Source organism: Nonomuraea sp. CX421, from assembly GCF_059358955.1.
The window spans coordinates 55,999-74,722 of record NZ_JCADBK010000006.1; the positions used below are offsets into that span (position 1 = coordinate 55,999).

Here is an 18,724-nt window from a genome sequence, read left to right on the forward strand (position 1 = left end):
GGGGTCTCGCGGCCCCTCACCCGTGCGGCGGGTCAGCGAAGCTCGCGCTTGAGGATCTTGCCCGTGGCGGTCATGGGCAGGGCGTCGCGGAACTCCACGACGCGCGGATACTTGTAGGCCGCCATGTTCTCCCGGGCCCAGCCGATCAGCTCCTGCTCGGTGAGCGTCGCGCCCGGCGTGCGGATGACGTACGCCTTGATCTCCTCGCCGTGGGAGTCGTGCGACACGCCGACGACCGCGGCGAGCGAGACCGCCTCGTGCGTCATCAGCACCTCCTCGATCTCCCGCGGGTACACGTTGAACCCGCCACGAATGATCATGTCCTTGGCCCGGTCGACGATCGCGTAGTAGCCGTCCTCGTCGCGGGTGGCGATGTCGCCGGTGCGGAACCAGCCGTCGCGCATGACCTCGGCCGTGGCCTCCGGCCGCCCGTAGTAGCCCTTCATGACGTTGTGGCCGCGGACCGCGATCTCGCCGGGCCCCTCGCCGTCGATCGTCTTCCAGTCGCTGTCGATCAGCTTCATCTCCACGCCCCAGATGGGGGTGCCGATCGTGCCGGGCTTGGTGGGCCGGCCGAGCTGGTTGAAGCTGGCCACGGGGGAGGTCTCCGACAGGCCGTAGCCCTCGAGGATGCCGATGCCGAACGTCTCCTCGAAGTCCCGCAGCACCTCGACCGGCGACGAGGCGCCGCCCGCGACCGCGACCCGCAGGGAGCGCGGCACCTCCGCGCCCTCCGCGTGGATCTTCGTCAGCATGGCCCAGTACATCGTCGGCACCCCGGCGAACAGGGTGACGCCCTCCTTGCGCATCAGCTCCAGAGCCTCGCCCGGCTCGAAGCGCGGCATCAGCACCAGGGTGGAGCACCGGCGGAAGCCGCTGTTCATGACGGTGGTCTGCCCGAAGGAGTGGAACAGCGGCAGCACCGCCAGCGACACGTCGCCGCCCTCGGCCCTGGGGAACATCTCGTCCGAGACCACGGCGTTCATCAGCATGTTCTGGTGGCTCAGCTCGGCGCCCTTGGGCTGGCCGGTGGTGCCGGAGGTGTAGAGGATCACCGCGGTGTCGTCGGGGTCGGTCTGCACGGTCTCGAACTCCGCCGGCATCCCGTCGATCGCCGCCCAGAACGACTCGCCGTACTCGGACTCGGTGGCCAGCGGTGTGGCCGGCAGCACGAAGAAGTGCTCGCAGCCCTCGGCGGCCTCGAAGCCGGCCCTGCCGCGCTCGCCGAGTGGCAACTCGGGCGTGCCCTCGAAGCAGAAGAGCGCCTTGGCGTCGCTGTCGTCCAGGTGGTAGGCGATCTCACGGCTCTGCAACAGCACGTTCAGCGGCACCACGGTCGCCCCGGCCTTCAGGATGCCGAAGTAGACGAACGGGAAGTACGGCACATTGGGACAGGCCAGCGCCACCTTGTCGCCCTTGCCGATGCCGCGCGAGACCAGCAGGGCGGCGACCTGCCGCGCCACAGTGTCGATCATGGAGTAGGGCAGGCGCAGGTCGCCGAAGACGACGGCGGTCCTGTCGGGGGCCTTGCGGGCGCTGTCCTCCAGGACGATCGACAGGTTGAGCATGGTGCGTTCTCCCTTTCCGTGGCAATCCTCGCAGTATGAACATACCGGCCGGTAGGTGACGCCAGCCACAACGAGATATGGACGCGGCCCACCACGTGGAGTAAGCAAGTACCAAGTTACTTACCCCTGGGAGGGGCCATGGAGTACGACTACGTGATCGTCGGGGCGGGGTCGGCCGGATGCGTGCTGGCCAACAGGCTGTCGGCCGATCCAGGGGTGTCCGTGGCGCTGGTGGAGGCGGGCGGCCAGGACGACAAGCTGGAGATCCGGATGCCCGCCGGGTTCGCCAAGCTGTTCAAGACCGACGCCGACTGGGACTACACGACCGCCAAGCAGGCCGAGATGGGGGAGAGGGAGCTCTACTGGCCGCGCGGCAAGGTGATCGGCGGCTCGTCCTCGCTCAACGCCCAGATGTGGGTGCGCGGCTGCCAGCGCGACTACGACCAGTGGGACGTGCCCGGCTGGTCCTACGACGAGGTCCTGCCGTACTTCAACAAGGCCGAGCGCCGGGTCGGCAGCAACCGCGGCGACGTGTACGGCTCCACCGGGCCGCTGTACATCTCCGAGCTGCGCAGCCCCAACGTCACCACCGCCGCCTTCCTCAGGGCCTGCGAGGAGATGGGCATGCAACGGCTGGCCGAGCTCAACGGCCGGTCCAACGAGGGTTTCAGCCCCACGCCCGTCACCCAGCGGCGCGGCCGCCGGTGGAGCGCCGCCGACGCCTACCTGCGGCCCGCGCTGAAGCGGCCCAACCTGACGGTGATCACCGGCGCGACCGTCGACCGGGTGCTGTTCGACGGCCGGCGCGCCACGGGCGTCGAACACGACGGAGGCGCCCAGGTCAGGGCCAGGCGCGAGGTCATCCTGTCGGCGGGCGCGATCGGCTCGCCGTACCTGCTGCTGCGTTCGGGCGTGGGCGCGGCCGAGGAGCTGCGCGAGGCGAGCGTCCCGGTCGTGCACGAGCTGCCGGCGGTCGGCCGCAACCTGCAGGACCATCTCACCAGCGGGGTGCTCGTGCGGTGCAAGCAGCCGGTGACGCTGACCAAGGCCGAGTCGCTGGGCAACCTGCTGCGCTACGTCGTGGCGCGTTCCGGCATGCTCACCACGAACGTCGGCGAGGCGGTCGCGTTCATCAGGACCTCACCGGAGGAGCCGGCGCCGGACATCGAGCTGGTCTTCGCGCCGGGACCGTTCATCGACCACGGGCTCACGCCGCCCACCGACCACGGGATGACCGTGGGCGTCGTGCTGCTGCAGCCGGAGAGCCGCGGCCGGGTCGGGCTGAGCGGGCGCGACGTGGTGATCGACCCCGGCTACCTGACCGAGGAGGCCGACGTCCGGCGGCTGGTCGCCGGGCTGAAGACGGCCAAGCAGGTCTTCGCCACGGACGCGATGAAGCCCTTCGCCGACGGTCCGTTGCCGCCCTACACGTTCCCCGAGAGCGACGAGGAGTTCGTGCAGTGGATCCGCGACAGAGGGGAGACGCTCTACCACCCGGCCGGCACCTGCCGGATGGGCACCGATGCCGAGTCGGTCGTCGACCCCTCGCTGAGGGTGCGCGGCGTCGAGGGGCTCCGGGTCGTGGACGTGTCGATCATGCCGACGGTCAACCGTGGCCACACCCACGCGCCGGCCGTCATGATCGGTGAGAAGGCGGCGGATCTCATCCTGCCGGAGCAGGCCTTGACGTAAGTGAACACTTGCGTGAAGGTCGTGGAGTATGACGCTCTCCTTGGACACGGACCTGTCGCGGATCCCGTTCTGGGCGTTGCCCCAGGCTGAGCGGATGGCCGCCTTCCGGCGGCTGCGCGCGCTCGACAGGCCCGTGTTCGTGCCCGAGCAGCAGGTGCCGTTCATCGGGGGCGGCCCCGGCTACTACGCGCTGGTGCGCCACGCGGACGTGACCGAGGCCAGCCGCAACGCCGCCGTCTTCAGCAGTGAGCCCTGCTCCAACAGCATCCCCGACATGCCCCGCTGGCTGGCGGTGTACTTCGGCTCGATGATCAACATGGACGATCCGAGGCACGCGCGGCTGCGCCGGATCGTCTCCCGGGCGTTCACCCCGCGCATCCTGTCCAAGATGGAGGAGGACCTGGCCAGGGCCGCCGCCGAGATCGTGGACCAGGCGATCGAGGAAGGGCCGGGCGACTTCGTCCCCCAAATCGCCGCGAAGCTTCCCGTACGTGTCATCTGCGACATGATGGGGATTCCGGCGAAATTTCATGACATGGTGTTACGCCGGACCAACGTGATCCTCGGCAACGCCGACCCCGAGTACACCGGCCTGTCCCCCGACTTCAGCCGGGTCAACGTGGCCCGCGGCCTGGTCAAACTGCTGCACGCCGGCTTCTCGCTGAACCGCCTGGCCGCCCGCCTGGGCGACGAGCGGCGCGAACGCCCCACGGGCGACCTGGTGAGCCTGCTGGTCAACGGCGAGGAACGGCTCACCTCGCAGGAGCTGGGCTCGTTCTTCATCCTGCTCGTGGTGGCCGGCAGCGAGACGACCCGCAACGCCATCGCGTACGGGCTCAAGCTCCTCACCGACCACCCGGACCAGCGCGAGCTGCTGCTGGCGGACTTCGACGGCCGCATCGGCAAGGCCTGCGACGAGATCGTCCGCTACGCCACCCCGGTGATCCAGTTCCGCCGCACCCTCACCCGCGACCACGAGATGAACGGCATGAACTACCGGAAGGGCGACAAGGTGCTGCTCTTCTACAACTCCGCCAACCGCGACGAATCGGTTTTCGCCGACCCCGACGCGTTCGACATCACCCGCGACCCCAACCCCCATGTCGGCTTCGGCGGCCCCGGCCCGCACTACTGCCTGGGCGCCCACCTCGCGCGCAGGGAGATGACCGTGATGTTCCGCGAGCTGTTCACCCGGCTGCCGGACATCAGAGCCACCGCGGAGCCCGACTTCCTGCTGTCCAACTTCATCAACGGCATCAAACACCTGCGCTACACCTACTGACCGAATGCTAGGTTTCGCAGTCATGGAGATCAGAACTATCCACGCCAATGGGGTGGAGTTCGCGTATCTGGCCGTTGGGGAAGGACCGCTGGCGCTGTGCCTGCACGGCTTCCCCGACACCGCGCACACCTGGCGGCACCTGATGCCCGCCCTGGCCGAGCGCGGCTACCGGGCGGTGGCGCCGTTCATGCGCGGCTACGCGCCCACCGAGGTGCCCGCCGACGGCGCCTACGAGGGAGCGGCGCTCGCCGCCGACGTCGTCGCCCTGCGCGAGGCGCTCGGCGGGGACGAGCGGGCCGTCGTCATCGGCCACGACTGGGGCGCCTTCCCCGTCTACGCCACGGCCGGCCGCTTCCGCCGGGCCGTCGCCATGGCGGTGCCTCCCTCGGGCACGCTGTTCCCCGCGTTCCTGGAGTACGACCAGCTCAAGCGGTCGTTCTACGTCTTCCTCTTCCAGACCGGCCTGGCCGAGACGGCCGTCGCGATGCCGGGCTTCCTGGAGAAGCTCTGGGCCGACTGGTCACCCGGCTACGACGCCGGCCGGGACGTGGAGTTCGTCCGGCGCAGCATCGGCGAGCCCGCCAACCTGGCGGCGGCCCTCGGCTACTACCGTGCCGAGCTGGGCACGACGCCGCCGTCCGGCCGCTACCCGGAGCCCTCTCCGACCCCCACCGGGCCGGTCCTCTACCTGCACGGCGCCCAGGACGGCTGCCTCGGGCCCGAGGTGGCCAAGGGCGCCTTCGACCACCTGCCCGAGGGGTCGAGGGCCGAGCTGGTCGCCGAGGCGGGCCACTTCCTCCACCTCGAACGCCCCGACGAGGTCAACCGCCTCATCCTCGACTGGCTCGGCCCCGCCCCCTCCTGAACGTCAGCGGTCTCGCCGGCGCCGGGGACGAGGGCGTTTCCTGAGCACCGCGATCACCGGGTGGCGTCCGGCCAGGCTCACCTCCAGCGTCCGCTCCACATCGAAGCCGGGCGGCACACCGGTCGCGCCCGGCGCGCCCTCGTGCAGGAGCGCGACCGCGACCCCGTCGCCCGCCAGCACGCGCCACAGCTCCCGCCAGAGCAGCCCGGCGTCGCGTGCCAGCGCCCCCGACGGCGCCACCTGCCGCCCCCAGGGCGGGTTCACCAGCACCCGCTCCACACCGCCGTCCGGCACCGGCAGCCGGCCGGCGTCCCCCAGCGCCCACCCGAAGGCGCTCCGCCCGGACGATGCCCGGGCGGCGTTGGCGGCGGCCGTGCGCAGCGCGAGGGGGTCGCGGTCGACGCCGAGCAGGCGCGCGCCCGGGGCGAGCGCGTGCGCCTCGATGAGCGTGGTGCCCGCGCCGCAGCACGGGTCCAGCACCGTGCCGGCTCCGCCGATCCCGGCCAGCCGCGCCATCGCGGCGGCCACCGGCGGGTGCAGGGTCCCGGCGACCGTGCCCAGTTTGTACGGCCTGCGGTGCAGCGGCCGGTCGGCCACCCGCAGCGCGATGACCGCCTGGTCGTCCTCGACCGTGACCCGCCAGGCCAGTGACCCGCCGGGCGGCACCCCGCCGTCGCGGCGCGGGTGATAGGGCAGCCCGAGCGGCCGGGCGAGCGCCGCGCCGACGCTGTCCTCGAGGTCGAAACGGGTGTAGTTGCGGCGTCCGACGAAGGAGGCCGACACCTCCACGCCCGTCACGGGAGACGGACCGCCCTGCTCCCGCGCCTCTCCGTCCGCCGGGCGAGCGGCCCCGGTGATGCGCCGTCTGAGCCGCAACAGGCCCGGGGCGTCGATCTCGCGGGCTGCCCTGCCGAGGCGCTCCAGGGCGCTCCGGTCGCGCCCGACACCCTCGACGACGGCCGCCACCAGCAGCACGTCGTCGGCCGTCCGCAGGCTCAGGAGCCCGGGCCCCGGCTCCGCCGTCTCGAACCACACCTCACGGTGGCGCGTCGCGCGCACCCGTCCCAGCCCGCTGATCTCCGCGGCCACCAGGGGCTCGATGCCACGCACCGCCCTGGCCACGGCATATGTACGCACGTGTCCTTCTCCCACGTCGCGACCCGGGGCGGCGGTCGGCCGTCCCGCATCGCCGGCGGTGGGTCGTCCACGGACCCGCCGGCGGATCGCTAACGCAGGTGGAAGAAGAAGAACACGCCGCCACCCTAAAGCTTTGGGATCTTGGGCGCGACAGATTTTCCGAGAGATGGACGTACGGTGTACGTCGAAAGCATTGACGTGAGTGTCGTCACTTTGAATGATTGCCTCATGAGCGTGGACTTCGACCTCTCCGACCAACGATTCTGGGCTCGGCCCATGTCCGAGAGGGAGGAGGCGTTCGACCGGCTACGCGCGCTTGAGACGCCGGCCTTCTTCGAGGAGATGGAGATCGGCCTCATTCCGAAGGGGCCCGGATACTACGCGTTGGCCAAGCACGCCGACGTCGTCGAAGCCAGCCGCAACGCCGAGGTCTTCTGCTCGGGCGACGGGGGAGCGACGAACATCCCCGACATGCCCGCCGAGTTCGCCGAGTACTTCGGCTCCATGATCAACATGGACGATCCCCGTCACGCCCGCCTCCGCCGGATCGTCTCCCGGGCCTTCACGCCCAAGATGATCAAGCAGTTCGAGGCCGACGTGGAGACCGCGGCGTCGGGCATCGTCGACGACCTGCTGGACAAGGGCCCCGGCGGCGACTTCGTGACCGACGTGGCCGCGCGGCTCCCGCTGAAGATCATCTGCGACATGATGGGCATCGCCGAGCGGGACTACCGGTTCGTCTTCGACCGCTCCAACATCATCCTGGGCGGGTTCGACCCCGAATACGCCGGCGACGACGTCAGCAAGATCGCCGAGCGGCTGCTCACGGCGGGCATGGAGCTCCAGCAACTGGTGCATGACCTGGCCGCCCACCGCGCCGAGAACCCCACGAACGACCTGACGTCGTCCCTGGTCAACGCCAACATCGATGGCGAGCGGCTGACCATGCAGGAGCTGGGGTCGTTCTTCATCCTGCTGGTGGTGGCGGGCAACGAGACCACCCGCAACGCGATCTCGTACGGACTCCGGCTGCTCACCCAGAACCCCGACCAGCGGGCGCTGTGGCTGGAGGACATCGACGGCCGCGCGCCCGGCGCGGTCGAGGAGATCGTCCGGCTCGCCTCGCCGGTCAACTTCATGCGCCGCAAGGTGACCAGGGACCACGAGATGAACGGTCACCTCTACCGCAAGGGCGAGAAGGTCGTCCTCTACTACTGGGCGGCCAACCGCGACCCCGAGGTGTTCGACTCGCCGTACGCCTTCGACATCACCCGCAGCCCCAACCCGCATGTGGGCTTCGGCGGGCCCGGGCCGCACTTCTGCCTCGGGGCGCACCTGGCCCGGCGCGAGATCACGCTCATGTTCCGCGAGCTGCTGCGCCGCGTCCCGCGGATCGAGGGCGGCAAGCCCGACCGGCTCCACAGCAGCTTCATCAACGGCATCAAGCACATGGAGTGCACCTTCTAGCGCGACGGCTAGCGCGACGGTCACCGCGCGGCCGGGCTACGACTGCGCGGTGACCTTCAGCTGCTTGACCACGGTGTTGATGTCGGGCAGCAACTGCTTGCCGGTGGACGGCACCGACATGTACACGATCGCCGGCAGGTCGTTGCCGCTGTTGACGGCGATGGTGACGATCGTCGCCTTCTGCGTGTCCGACGTCAGCGAGTAGGCGATCAGGCGGCCGGTGGCGTCGCCCACCTTGATCGGCTGCTGAGCGATCTTGCGGACCTGGTTGCCGGGCGGGAAGAACCGCTTACGGGCGTTCACCACGACCGCCTTGATCACCGGTTCGAGATCGTCGCCGGAGGTGTAGGCCGACGCCATCCGCTGCGGCAGCGGGCCCGTGAGCAGCTCGGCCTGGGTGTCGCCGACCCTGGCGTGCTGGCGGGTCTCGAAGCCGTAGGTGGCCTGGACCGTGGCGCGCTGGTCAAGCTGCCAGGTGCCGCCGAGCCGCGGCACCGAGACGCCCGCCGTGGGGCTCTGCACGACGCCGACGACCGGGGCGGCGGTGCCGGCGTAGGTGCGCAGGCGGCCGATCGAGTTGGACGTCTTCTTGGGGGCGGTGGCGCTGGCCGACGCGCTCGGCTGGGCCACCGGGTCGTCCGCGCCGTCACCCGCCAGGGGGCCCGCCAGGAACGCCCAGAGCAGGGCGCCGACGAGGGCCACCCCTACCGATCCGGCCAGAGCGTAGATCCAGATGGGTTTGCCCGTGTCGTCCAGCGAATCCGGCTCGCCCATGGACTGGTAGTCGTCGCCGAAGACGGTGTCCCAGAGCTGCTGCTGGCGCTCCGGCGGAGGGGTGCGCGAGCCGCTGATCTGACCGGCCGTCACGAACGGCCGGTCGGGGTCGGAGGGGTCGCGGCTCAGGTTGGCGCCCGGCCTGCCGTGCCGCGCCTGCTGCTCGCCGCCCGGCCGCTCGCCCGCGGGCTGCGGCGGTCCCTGCGGCATCGCCCGCTCGTCCAGCGGCGTCCCCCCGCCGTAGGGGGCCTGCTGCGCGGCGCGTCCGTCGAAGGCGGGTTGCTGCATGGTGCGCTCGTCGAAGGCGGGCTGTTGCATGGTGCGCTCGTCGAACGGCGCAGCGCCGACCTGCCCGCCCTGCGGCGCCCGGGTCTCCGGTCCGGAAGGTGCGGCCTGGCGGGCCTGGTCGGCCTGCGGCCAGGGAGCGGGGGAGCTGAGGTTGGCCCAGCCGGTCGCGGCGGGCGGCGCCTCCTGCCAGGCGGGGACCGGATCCTGCCGGCTTGGCTCCGGCCGTGCCGGCTGCTGCGACGGCGCTGTCGCGTCCGGCCAGGACGGCTGCTCGTAGCGCGGGCTGTCGGGCCAGGACGGCTGGGACGGGGAGGTGGCGTCGGGCCAGGACGGCTGCTGTGCCGGTGCGGCGCCCGGTCGCTGGGCCGGTTGTCCGGGCCGGGTGGCGTCGGGCCACGACGGTTGCCGCGGGGGCGGCGTGGCGTCCGGCCAGGAGGGTTGCGACGGCGGAGCGGTATCAGGCCAGGACGGCTGCGACGGCGGAGCGGTGTCGGGCCAGGACGGCTGCCGGGAGGTGTCGGCTCGCTGCGCCGGGGAGGTGGCGTCGGGCCAGGACATGGGGACGTCCGCGTGGCCGCCGGCCGGCCACGAGGGGGGCACATCGCGCTGAGGAGCCTCCTGCGGCGGCACTTCGGGCCAGGACTGTGGCAGGTGTGGTGCTCCGGAATTCTCCGTTGCCATTGCTGCCATACCTCCTGGTGGTGTTATGTCCGCATTTGACGCATCGGGCGTGATCTCATGGGATTTTCCAGGAGACCCAGCGGGTTCCGCAGGGAAACGGGCGAAGCCGTGCGGATCGGTGGGCGGGTCCTGCATCGGCAGGCCGTCCATCGATCGTTCGGGCTCAGCTGGGTACACCACGGCGACGAGAGTATTCTAAAGGGACATATGAGGTCACAACGGATACATCACCATCAGGTCTCACCAGACCTGAAGTGCCTATTGTGCCCGGCTACCACGGTCGAGTATCGGCATTCCATTGAAGAGGTGCGCTAGGCTTGACCTATGCGTTCCGCGACCCTGCTTCTTAGCGGGCCGCGACGGCTCTGAGAGAGCTCGCCGTCGCGGCTGCCCCTCGTCACGCGCGCGAGGGGTTTTCTTATGGGTCCGAAGTCAAACCAGAAGGACAACCGCCGTGAGTGAGTACGATCCGCAGGCGCTGCAGGCCAAGTGGCAGCAGCGGTGGGAGCAGCTGGACCCGTTCCGGGCGAGCGAGGACGCCGCCGACACCCGGGAGCGGCGCTACATGCTCGACATGTTCTCCTACCCCTCCGGTGACCTTCACATGGGCCACGGCGAGGTGTTCGCGATCGGTGACGTCTTCGCGCGTTACTGGTTCCAGAAGGGCTACAACGTCCTGCACCCGATCGGCTGGGACTCCTTCGGCCTGCCGGCCGAGAACGCCGCGATCAAGCGCAACGCGCACCCGGCCGAGTGGACCTACGCCAACATCGAGACCCAGGCCAACTCCTTCAGGCGCTACGCGATCTCCTTCGACTGGTCGCGCCGCCTGCACACCAGCGACCCCGACTACTACCGCTGGAACCAGTGGCTGTTCCTGCGCTTCTTCGAGCGCGGCCTGGCCTACCGCAAGGGCGGCCTGGTCAACTGGTGCCCCAACGACCAGACCGTGCTGGCCAACGAGCAGGTGGTGGCCGGCAAGTGCGAGCGCTGCGGCGCCGACGTCATCCGCCGCGAGCTGACGCAGTGGTACTTCAAGATCACTGACTACGCCGAGCGGCTGCTGGACGACATGGCCCAGTTGGAGGGCGGCTGGCCCGAGCGTGTGCTGACCATGCAGCGCAACTGGATCGGCCGCTCCGAGGGCGCCGACGTGCTGTTCGAGATCGAGGGCCGCGAGGAGCCGGTCCACGTCTACACCACCCGGCCCGACACCCTGTTCGGCGCGACGTTCTTCGTGGTCGCCGTGGACGCGGCGCTGGCCGACGAGATCGTCACCGACGAGCACCGCGAGGCGTTCGAGGCCTACCGCGCCGAGGTCGCCAAGCTGAGCGACATCGAGCGGCTGTCCACCGACAAGGACAAGACCGGCGTCTTCCTGGGCCGCTACGCGATCAACCCGGTCAACGGCGAGCGCATCCCCGTCTGGGCGGCCGACTACGTGCTGTCCGACTACGGCCACGGCGCCATCATGGCCGTGCCCGCCCACGACCAGCGCGACCTCGACTTCGCGATGAAGTTCGGGCTGCCGGTGAAGGTCGTCGTGCACACCGGCCTGGCCGATCCGGGTGAGACCGGCGTAGCCACCCCCGGCGAGGGCAAACTGGTCAACTCCGGCCCGCTCGACGGCCTGACCAAGACCGAGGCCATCGCCAAGATCATCGACATTCTGGAGGTCGAGGGCCGGGGCACGGGCGCGGTCAACTTCCGGCTGCGCGACTGGCTGCTGTCCCGCCAGCGGTTCTGGGGCACGCCGATCCCGATCATCCACTGCGTCGACTGCGGCGAGGTGCCCGTCCCCGACGACCAGCTGCCCGTCACGCTGCCCGACCTGCGCGGCGAGGCGCTGGCCCCCAAGGGCGTCGCCCCGCTGGCCGGCGCCAGTGAGTGGGTCAACGTCGAGTGCCCCAAGTGCGGCGGCCCGGCCAGGCGCGACACCGACACGATGGACACCTTCGTCGACTCGTCGTGGTACTACCTGCGTTACTGCTCGCCCGGCTACACCGACGGCCCGTTCGACGTCGAGCAGGTCCGCAAGTGGGGCCCCATCGACCAGTACGTCGGCGGCGTCGAGCACGCGGTGCTGCACCTGCTCTATTCGCGGTTCTTCACCAAGGTCCTGCACGACATGGGCATGCTCGACTTCACCGAGCCGTTCCTGCGGCTGCTCAACCAGGGCCAGGTGATCAACGGCGGCAAGGCGATGTCCAAGTCGCTGGGCAACGGCGTCGACCTGGGCCAGCAGATCGACGCCTACGGAGTCGACGCGGTCCGCCTGACCATGGTGTTCGCCGGGCCGCCCGAGGACGACATCGACTGGGCCGATGTGTCGCCGGCCGCGTCGCAGAAATTCCTGGCCCGCGCCCTGCGGGTGATGGACGAGACGGCGAGCGAGCCGGGCGTCGCCTTCGAGGGCGGCGACCTGGAGCTGCGCAAGGTCACCCACCGCACCATCGACGAGGTCACCAAGCTGATCGAGTCCCACCGCTTCAACGTGGCGGTGGCCCGGCTGATGGAGCTGACCTCGGCGGCCCGCAAGGCCATCGACTCGGGGCCGGGCGCCGCCGACCCCGCCGTGCGCGAAGCCGCGGAGACGCTGGCCGTCATGCTGTCGCTGGTGGCGCCCTACACCGCCGAGGAGGGCTGGGAGCGGCTGGGTCACCAGGGCTCGGTCGCGCTGGCGGGCTGGCCGGTCGCCGAGCCGGAGCTGCTCGTCCAAGACTCCGTGACCTGCGTCGTCCAGGTGGCCGGCAAGGTGCGCGAGCGCCTGGAGGTCTCGCCCGCCATCTCCGAGGACGACCTGCGGGCCCTCGCCCTGGGCTCGGAGAAGGTGCGGAGCTACCTGTCGGGCGAGCCGCGCAAGGTGATCGTGCGGGCGCCCAAACTGGTCAACATCGTTCCCTGACGCCTCACAGGGCGCGCAGCGCCGGCAGCAGCTCCCTCTCGGCCCAGCCGAAGAAGGGCTGCTGCTGGTCGTGCCCGATCTGCACCAGGGCGACGTGCGAGTAGCCGGCGTCGACGTACTTCCTGACGGCCGCCACCACGGCGTCCACGTCGGCGCCGCACGGCACGCTCGCGGCGATGTCGTCGGGACGTACGTACTCGGCGTAGGCGGCGATGTTCACCGGTGCCGGCAGTTCGGCCATGACCTTCCAGCCGGCCGCCGACCAGCGCCACAACCGGTGGGCGCGTTCCTTGGCGGCCTGCGCGTCGGTGTCGTACGACACGGCCAGCTGCCCGTACACCGGCTTGCCCACGCCTCCCGCCGCGGCGAACTGGTCGACCACGTCCGGCAGGACCTCGTTGATGATCAGCGCGTCGGCGAAGTCAGCCGCGATCGAGGCGGACGTCCGGCCGGAGGCGGCGACGCCGATCGGCACCGGGGCGTCCGGCAGGTCGTAGAGCTTGGCCGAGTCGATGTCGTAGAACTCACCCTGGTAGGTGACGTAGTCGCCGTCGAACAGCTCCCGGATGATCTCGATGGCCTCACGGAACATCCGGTGCCGGGTGTCGGCCGGTGGCCAGCCCTCGCCGATGACGTGTTCGTTGAGGTTCTCGCCGGAGCCCAGGCCGAGGGTGAAGCGGCCGTGGGTGAGCACGCCCATGGTGGCGGCCTTCTGCGCGACCACGGCCGGGTGATAACGCATCGTCGGGCAGGTCACGTACGTCATGAGGGGCAGATCCTCGGTCGCCTGGGCGGTCGCGCCCAGCACGGACCAGGCGTAGGGAGAGTGCCCCTGTTCCTCCACCCAGGGAAAGTAATGGTCGGAGATCACCGCGTAGTCGAAGCCGATCCGCTCAGCCGTCACCGCGTCGTCCACGAGCTGCCGGGCGGGCGTCTGCTCGCACATCAGGGTGTATCCGATTTGCACCATGCAGTGCTTTCTGCCCGGAATTGATGGATTTTAGGTCAAGAGCACCGGAGATCAATGATGGTGCGTGGCTCGCTGAGCTCGTCGAGGACCAGGCCGAGCCCCATGCCCAACAGCCAGACGTCCTTGGCCAGCGCGAGACCGTTGGGGGAGGGGCGCAGGCTGCCCTCCCGGCGCATGCCCGGCGTCTTGAGATACATCCCGAGCAGGCCGCCGGCGAACGCGGTGAGGGCGGCCCCGGCCAGCAGCGAGGGGACCAGCGGGACCAGCAGCGCCGCGCCAAGGGCCATCTCCGTCCTCGACAGCATCTTGACGAACTCCTCCGGATCCTTCCCGCGAAGGGCGGGATAGGTGCCGGCGGCCATGCCGTGCACCCGTACCGCGGTCTCCCGGTCGGCCTTGGCCTTGGAGAGACCTGAGTTCAGGATGAACACACCGGCCGCGATCCGGGGCGGAAGGTGGTACGCGTGAGTGCAGAACATCATGATTCCTCGCAGGTGAGATGTGGTCTCGCACTCCTGCCCGCGACATTCCACCGCATCCCGGTCTGAGCCCGGACTTGACCAGGAATTTCATAGTTTCTAGTGCGGCTTCGCCTCCTCGCGGACGACCGAGACAGCTCAGGCTCTCGGTGGACGGCACTAGTGTGCACGTGTGACAACTGGCGCATACCTGAGATATCCGCATCTGCACGGTGACCTGGTCACCTTCGTCGCCGATGACGACGTTTGGCTGGCCCCCGTGACGGGCGGCAGGGCCTGGCGGTTCACCGCCGACCGCACTCCCGTCTCCCACCCCAGATTCTCGCCCGACGGCACCCGCATCGCGTGGACCAGCAACCGTGAGGGAACGCCCGAGGTGTTCGCCGCCGAGCTCGACGGGCCCGAGGGAGACCGCCTCACCCACTGGGGCAACGCGACGACCGGATCGCGCGGCTGGACCCCCGCCGGGGACGTGCTCGCCGTCACCGCGGCCGGAGAGGGAGGCCGCATCAGGACCTGGGCGTACGCGGTCCCGCTCGACGGCGGAGAGCCGATCCGCCTGCCCTACGGGTGGGTGAGCGACGTCGCGGTCAGCGGAGATCGAGTGGCGACCGTGTCGCCAATGTGGCGCGAGCCCTCACAGTGGAAGCGCTACCGCGGCGGAACCGCGGGCAAGATCTGGGTCGACGTCGAGGGCGACGGTGAGTTCACCCGGTTGTTCGCCGACAGCACGGCCCAGTACTGGTCGGCCCTGTGGGTCGGCGACCGCCTGGCCTTCCTGTCCGACGTGGACGACAACGGCAACCTGCACTCCTGCCTCGCCGACGGCTCCGACCCGCGCAGGCACACACCACACGAGAAGTTCTACGCCCGTCACGCCGCCACCGACGGGCGGCGGGTGGTCTACAGCCACGCCGGCGACCTGTGGCTGCTGGAGGACCTGGACTCCGAGCCGTACAAGCTGGACATCAAGCTCGGCGGGCCGCGCCCGGCGCGCGCGAAGCGCCCGGCGCCGACCCGCGTCGGCTCCTTCTCGCCCGATCCCACCGGGCGGGCCAGCGCCGTCGAGATCCGCGGCACCGCCCACTGGGTGACCCACCGCGACGGCCCCACCGGCGTGCTGCGCGCGCAACCCGGAGTCCGGGTACGGCTGCCGCGCGCCCTCGACGCCGACGGCCGGACCGTCTGGATCTCCGACATCACCGGCGAAGACGGACTGGAGGTCGGCACCCCCGGCGGCGAGATCCGCACGCTGGCCGCCGGACAGCTCGGCCGGGTGCTCGACCTCGACGCCTCACCCGACGGCAAGCACGTCGCGGCGGCCACCCACGATGGACGGCTGCTGGTCGTCGACCTCGAATCCGGCCAGGTCAGAGAGCTTGACCGGACCACCCAGGGTGACATCAGCGGGCTCACCTTCTCACCCGACTCGGCCTGGCTGGCCTGGGTGCACCCGCACCAGGACCCGCTGTCGCAGATCAAGATGGGCCGCGTCGACGGCTCGTCCATCATCGACGTGACTCCGGTGCGTTTCGCCGACTTCGACCCGATGTTCACCCGGGACGGCAAGCACCTGGCGTTCCTGTCGGTACGGACGTTCGACCCGGTCTACGACGCGCACGTGTTCGACCTGTCCTTCCCCGCGGGCTGCCGGCCGTACATGGTGCCGCTGCGGGCCACGGCGCCCTCGCCGTTCGACCCCTGCCTGCGGGGACGCGGGTTCAACGGCGAGGACGACAAGCCCGCGTCCGACGAGAAGCGGAAGGACGACACCCCGCCGCGCACCGAGGTCGACCCGGAGGGGCTCGCCTCGCGCGTGGTGCCGGTGCCCGTCCCCGCCGGACGGTACGGCAACCTGCGCACCGCCAAGGACGCCCTGCTCTGGCTGCGTTACCCGCTGTCCGGCCAACTCGGCGACGGCACCGAGCCGGTCCGCGAGGTCGTCCTGGAACGCTATGACCTGAAGAAGCGGGTCAGGTGCGAGCTGGGCAGGGAACTGCGGGCGTTCGAGGTGAGCGGCGACGGCACCCGCCTCGTCCTCACCGGCAAGAACGGGCTGCAGACCCGCGCCGCCACAGAGGGAGACGAGGTCGTCACCATCGACCTCGACCGGATCGCGCTCCAGCTCGACCCGGTCGCCGAGTGGCGGCAGGGCTACCTCGAAGCCGGCCGGCTCATGCGCGACCACTTCTGGCGCGCGGACATGAACGGCGTCGACTGGCAGGCCGTGCTCGACCGCTACGCCCCGCTCGTCGATCGGATCGGCGCCTACTCGGAGCTCATCGACCTGCTCTGGGAGGTGCAGGGCGAGCTCGGCACCTCCCACGCCTACGCCCGGCCCAGCGGCCCCGCCGTCGACCCGCGCTGCCGCCAGGGCCTGCTCGGCGCCGACCTGCTCAGGGACGACGAGGGCGCGTGGCGCGTCGCGCGGATCCTGCCCGGCGAGTCGTCCGACCACGACGCGCGCTCGCCGCTGCTCGCGCCCGGCGTCGCCGTCCGCGAGGGCGACGAGATCGTCGCGGTGGGCGGCCGCCAGGTCGACCCCGTCCGCGGCCCGCTCGAATGCCTGTCCGGCACCGCCGACCAGCCCATCGAGATCACCGTACGGCCCGCGTCCGGCGGCGACCTGCGCAGAGTCGTCGTCACCCCGATCAGCGACGAGACCCAGCTGCGCTACCACGACTGGGTGGAGGGGCGGCGGGCCTTCGTCAGACGGGCCTCCGGCGGTCGCCTCGGCTACCTGCACGTGCCCGACATGGTGGCCTCCGGATGGGCCCAGTTCCACCGAGACCTGCGCACCGAGATGGCCCGCGAAGGACTCGTCGTGGACGTTCGGGAGAACGGCGGCGGACACACCTCGGAGCTCGTCCTGGAGAAGCTGTCCCGCCGCGTCACCGGCTGGGCGCACGCCCGAGGCTACGAGCCCACGCGTTATCCCGAGGACTCGCCACGCGGCCCCATCGTGGCCGTCACCGACGAGTTCGCGGGATCCGACGGCGACATCGTGAGCGCCGGCATCAAGAACCGGGGCATCGGCCCGCTCGTCGGCACCCGGACGTGGGGCGGCGTGATCGGCATCGACTCGCGCTACTCGCTCGCCGACGGGACCGTCGTGACCCAGCCTCGCTACTCGTACTGGCTCGAAGGCGAGGGCTGGGGCGTGGAGAACCACGGCGTGGACCCCGACGTCGAGGTGGTCATGACGCCGCAGGACCGGGTCGGCGGGCGGGACCCGCAGCTGGAGAAGGCGGTCGAACTGGCCCTGGCCGCCCTCGACGAGCACCCCGCCGCGACGCCTCCCGACCTGCCGCCCCCCACCTGGTCCTCCCGATCCTGACCGTCGCGACCGGATCGGGCCGGGCCGGTGCTTATCCGGCCCGGTTCAGCCGGTTGAGGATCTCGGTGAGGATGGGCTCGGTGGTGGCGAAGTTCAGCCGGACGTGGGTGTCGCCGCCGGGGCCGAACAGGGCGCCGTCGCTCAGCAGGACCTTGGCCTCCTGTTCCAGCACCTTCGCCATGCCGGGCCGCCCGTAGTCGAGCCAGGCCAGGTAGGTGGCCTCCGGGACGCGGTAGCCGACCGTGGGAGGCAGGCGTTCGGCGATGGTCCGGCGGTTACGGTCGAGCAGGGCGAGGGTCTCCCGGAGCCAGGCGTCGCCGTGCCGCCACGCGGCGACCGTCGCCTCCACCCCGAACAGGTTGGCCGACCCGTAGACGAAGGGCGGTTGACCGTCGAGGGCCTCGCGCATCTCCGGTGAGCCGATGTGGGCCACCGAGCAGCGGATCCCGCCGAGGTTGAACGCCTTGGTGGCCGAGGTCAGGGTGACGGTCCGGTCCGGCAGGATGGTGGCGAACGGGATGTGCTCGTACGGGTCGTACACCAGGTCGGCGTGGATCTCGTCGGAGATGACCAGCAGGTCGTGCCGCTCGGCGTGCTCGGCCAGCCGTTCCAGCTCTTCGCGGGTGAAGACACGGCCGGTGGGATTGTGCGGGTTGACCAGCAGCAGCACCCGGCAGCCCGACAGGTCGGGCACCTCGAACCGCCAGGACTCGCCCTCGGGCCGCATCTGGATGGCGTGGAGCGGGCGCTCCATGACAGCCAGGGTGTCGAGGAACGGGTGGTAGGCAGGGGTGTGGACGGCCACGCCGTCACCCGGCCGGGTCCAGACGTGCAGCAGCACCTGGAGCGCCTGGTTGAGATCGTTGTAGCTGCGCACGTGCACGGGGTCGGCTTCCCAGCCGTACCTGGTCGCCATGCGCTCCGCGAACGCCTCGGCCAGCGGGCCGCATTGCTGGCTCAGCAGCCAGGCCGGGTAGCCAAGATCACCTTCGGCCCGGCGCTGTAGCGCTTGGATGACTTCGGGGGCGGTGGGCAAGTCCATGTCGGCCACCCAGGCGGGGATGACTCCTGGTCCGGCTTCGGCCCACTTCAACCCATCATGCTGTGACTTGAGGTCGTAGAGATGGATTTCGTCGCTCACGTGCTCAGTCTAGATCTCCTGGGCGAACCGTCTGAGTGTTCGCCTGCGTGTGCCACTCGCCTCGACCTCCATGAGCAGCTGCCGACCTCAGCTGGACGCGACCGGCTGAACCGGCCGCCTGAAGGGACACGCCGGTGC

12 protein-coding genes are annotated in these 18,724 nt (G+C 70.5%); 6 read left to right on the plus strand and 6 right to left on the minus strand.

All coding sequences use genetic code 11. The annotated features are described in order from the left end of the window. Positions 1 to 32: 32 nt before the first annotated feature. Complete coding sequence (locus tag AC5L3X_RS13480) at positions 33 to 1,568, minus strand: long-chain-fatty-acid--CoA ligase (protein WP_494857272.1); 1,536 nt, start codon at positions 1,566 to 1,568, stop codon at positions 33 to 35. A gap of 138 nt (positions 1,569 to 1,706) precedes the next feature. Here AC5L3X_RS13480 and AC5L3X_RS13485 point away from each other — a divergent pair, with 138 nt between their 5' ends. Genes AC5L3X_RS13485 through AC5L3X_RS13495 form a run of 3 tightly spaced genes read left to right on the plus strand, consistent with a single transcriptional unit; the run spans position 1,707 to position 5,407 of the window. Continuing rightward, entirely contained in the window at positions 1,707 to 3,260 is a 1,554-nt protein-coding gene (locus tag AC5L3X_RS13485; RefSeq protein WP_494857273.1) for a GMC family oxidoreductase, read from the plus strand. Between the two features lie 28 nt (positions 3,261 to 3,288). Then, on the plus strand, positions 3,289 to 4,542 hold the full coding sequence (locus AC5L3X_RS13490) for a cytochrome P450 (RefSeq protein ID WP_494857274.1): 1,254 nt from the start codon (positions 3,289 to 3,291) through the stop codon (positions 4,540 to 4,542). A gap of 22 nt (positions 4,543 to 4,564) precedes the next feature. Next, on the plus strand, positions 4,565 to 5,407 hold the full coding sequence (locus AC5L3X_RS13495; protein ID WP_494857275.1) for an alpha/beta fold hydrolase: 843 nt from the start codon (positions 4,565 to 4,567) through the stop codon (positions 5,405 to 5,407). A 3-nt stretch (positions 5,408 to 5,410) separates the two neighbouring features. On the opposite strand, the gene AC5L3X_RS13500 is transcribed toward AC5L3X_RS13495, so the two are convergent. Next, entirely contained in the window at positions 5,411 to 6,544 is a 1,134-nt protein-coding gene (locus tag AC5L3X_RS13500) for a methyltransferase domain-containing protein (RefSeq protein WP_494857276.1), read from the minus strand. 228 nt (positions 6,545 to 6,772) lie between these two features. Here AC5L3X_RS13500 and AC5L3X_RS13505 point away from each other — a divergent pair, with 228 nt between their 5' ends. Further along, a complete protein-coding gene (locus AC5L3X_RS13505) occupies positions 6,773 to 8,011 on the plus strand; it encodes a cytochrome P450 (protein ID WP_494857277.1) in 1,239 nt (412 codons plus the stop codon). A 36-nt stretch (positions 8,012 to 8,047) separates the two neighbouring features. Here the strand turns inward: AC5L3X_RS13505 and AC5L3X_RS13510 are convergent, their stop codons facing one another. After that, entirely contained in the window at positions 8,048 to 9,631 is a 1,584-nt protein-coding gene (locus AC5L3X_RS13510) for a hypothetical protein (RefSeq protein WP_494857278.1), read from the minus strand. 577 nt (positions 9,632 to 10,208) lie between these two features. Here AC5L3X_RS13510 and leuS point away from each other — a divergent pair. Further along, entirely contained in the window at positions 10,209 to 12,659 is a 2,451-nt protein-coding gene (leuS, locus tag AC5L3X_RS13515; RefSeq protein WP_494857279.1) for a leucine--tRNA ligase, read from the plus strand. Positions 12,660 to 12,663: 4 nt separating this feature from the next. On the opposite strand, the gene AC5L3X_RS13520 is transcribed toward leuS, so the two are convergent. Together AC5L3X_RS13520 and AC5L3X_RS13525 are read right to left on the minus strand one after the other, a co-directional pair. Further along, positions 12,664 to 13,629 carry a TIGR03557 family F420-dependent LLM class oxidoreductase gene (locus tag AC5L3X_RS13520; protein WP_189127248.1) on the minus strand — a complete coding sequence of 322 codons (966 nt, stop codon included), beginning with the start codon at positions 13,627 to 13,629 and terminating at the stop codon, positions 12,664 to 12,666. Positions 13,630 to 13,664: 35 nt separating this feature from the next. Beyond that, positions 13,665 to 14,111, minus strand: coding sequence for a hypothetical protein (locus tag AC5L3X_RS13525; protein WP_189127247.1), 447 nt, complete (start codon positions 14,109 to 14,111; stop codon positions 13,665 to 13,667). A gap of 169 nt (positions 14,112 to 14,280) precedes the next feature. Between AC5L3X_RS13525 and AC5L3X_RS13530 the strand changes: the two genes are divergently transcribed. Then, positions 14,281 to 17,445, plus strand: coding sequence for a S41 family peptidase (locus AC5L3X_RS13530; protein ID WP_494857280.1), 3,165 nt, complete (start codon positions 14,281 to 14,283; stop codon positions 17,443 to 17,445). Between the two features lie 31 nt (positions 17,446 to 17,476). Here the strand turns inward: AC5L3X_RS13530 and AC5L3X_RS13535 are convergent, their stop codons facing one another. After that, positions 17,477 to 18,586: a MalY/PatB family protein gene (locus tag AC5L3X_RS13535; protein WP_494857281.1), complete on the minus strand. Its 1,110-nt coding sequence runs from the start codon at positions 18,584 to 18,586 to the stop codon at positions 17,477 to 17,479. Positions 18,587 to 18,724 lie beyond the last annotated feature (138 nt).

What these genes read in the sequence shown, in the direction of transcription:
- AC5L3X_RS13505 (WP_494857277.1), top strand. Translation starts at nt 6,773, where the DNA reads ATGAGCGTGGACTTCGACCTCTCCGACCAACGATTCTGGGCTCGGCCC.
- AC5L3X_RS13490 (WP_494857274.1), top strand. Translation starts at nt 3,289, where the DNA reads ATGACGCTCTCCTTGGACACGGACCTGTCGCGGATCCCGTTCTGGGCG.
- AC5L3X_RS13495 (WP_494857275.1), top strand. Translation starts at nt 4,565, where the DNA reads ATGGAGATCAGAACTATCCACGCCAATGGGGTGGAGTTCGCGTATCTG.
- AC5L3X_RS13525 (WP_189127247.1), bottom strand. Translation starts at nt 14,111, where the DNA reads ATGATGTTCTGCACTCACGCGTACCACCTTCCGCCCCGGATCGCGGCC.
- AC5L3X_RS13510 (WP_494857278.1), bottom strand. Translation starts at nt 9,631, where the DNA reads ATGTCCTGGCCCGACGCCACCTCCCCGGCGCAGCGAGCCGACACCTCC.
- AC5L3X_RS13485 (WP_494857273.1), top strand. Translation starts at nt 1,707, where the DNA reads ATGGAGTACGACTACGTGATCGTCGGGGCGGGGTCGGCCGGATGCGTG.
- AC5L3X_RS13480 (WP_494857272.1), bottom strand. Translation starts at nt 1,568, where the DNA reads ATGCTCAACCTGTCGATCGTCCTGGAGGACAGCGCCCGCAAGGCCCCC.
- AC5L3X_RS13520 (WP_189127248.1), bottom strand. Translation starts at nt 13,629, where the DNA reads ATGGTGCAAATCGGATACACCCTGATGTGCGAGCAGACGCCCGCCCGG.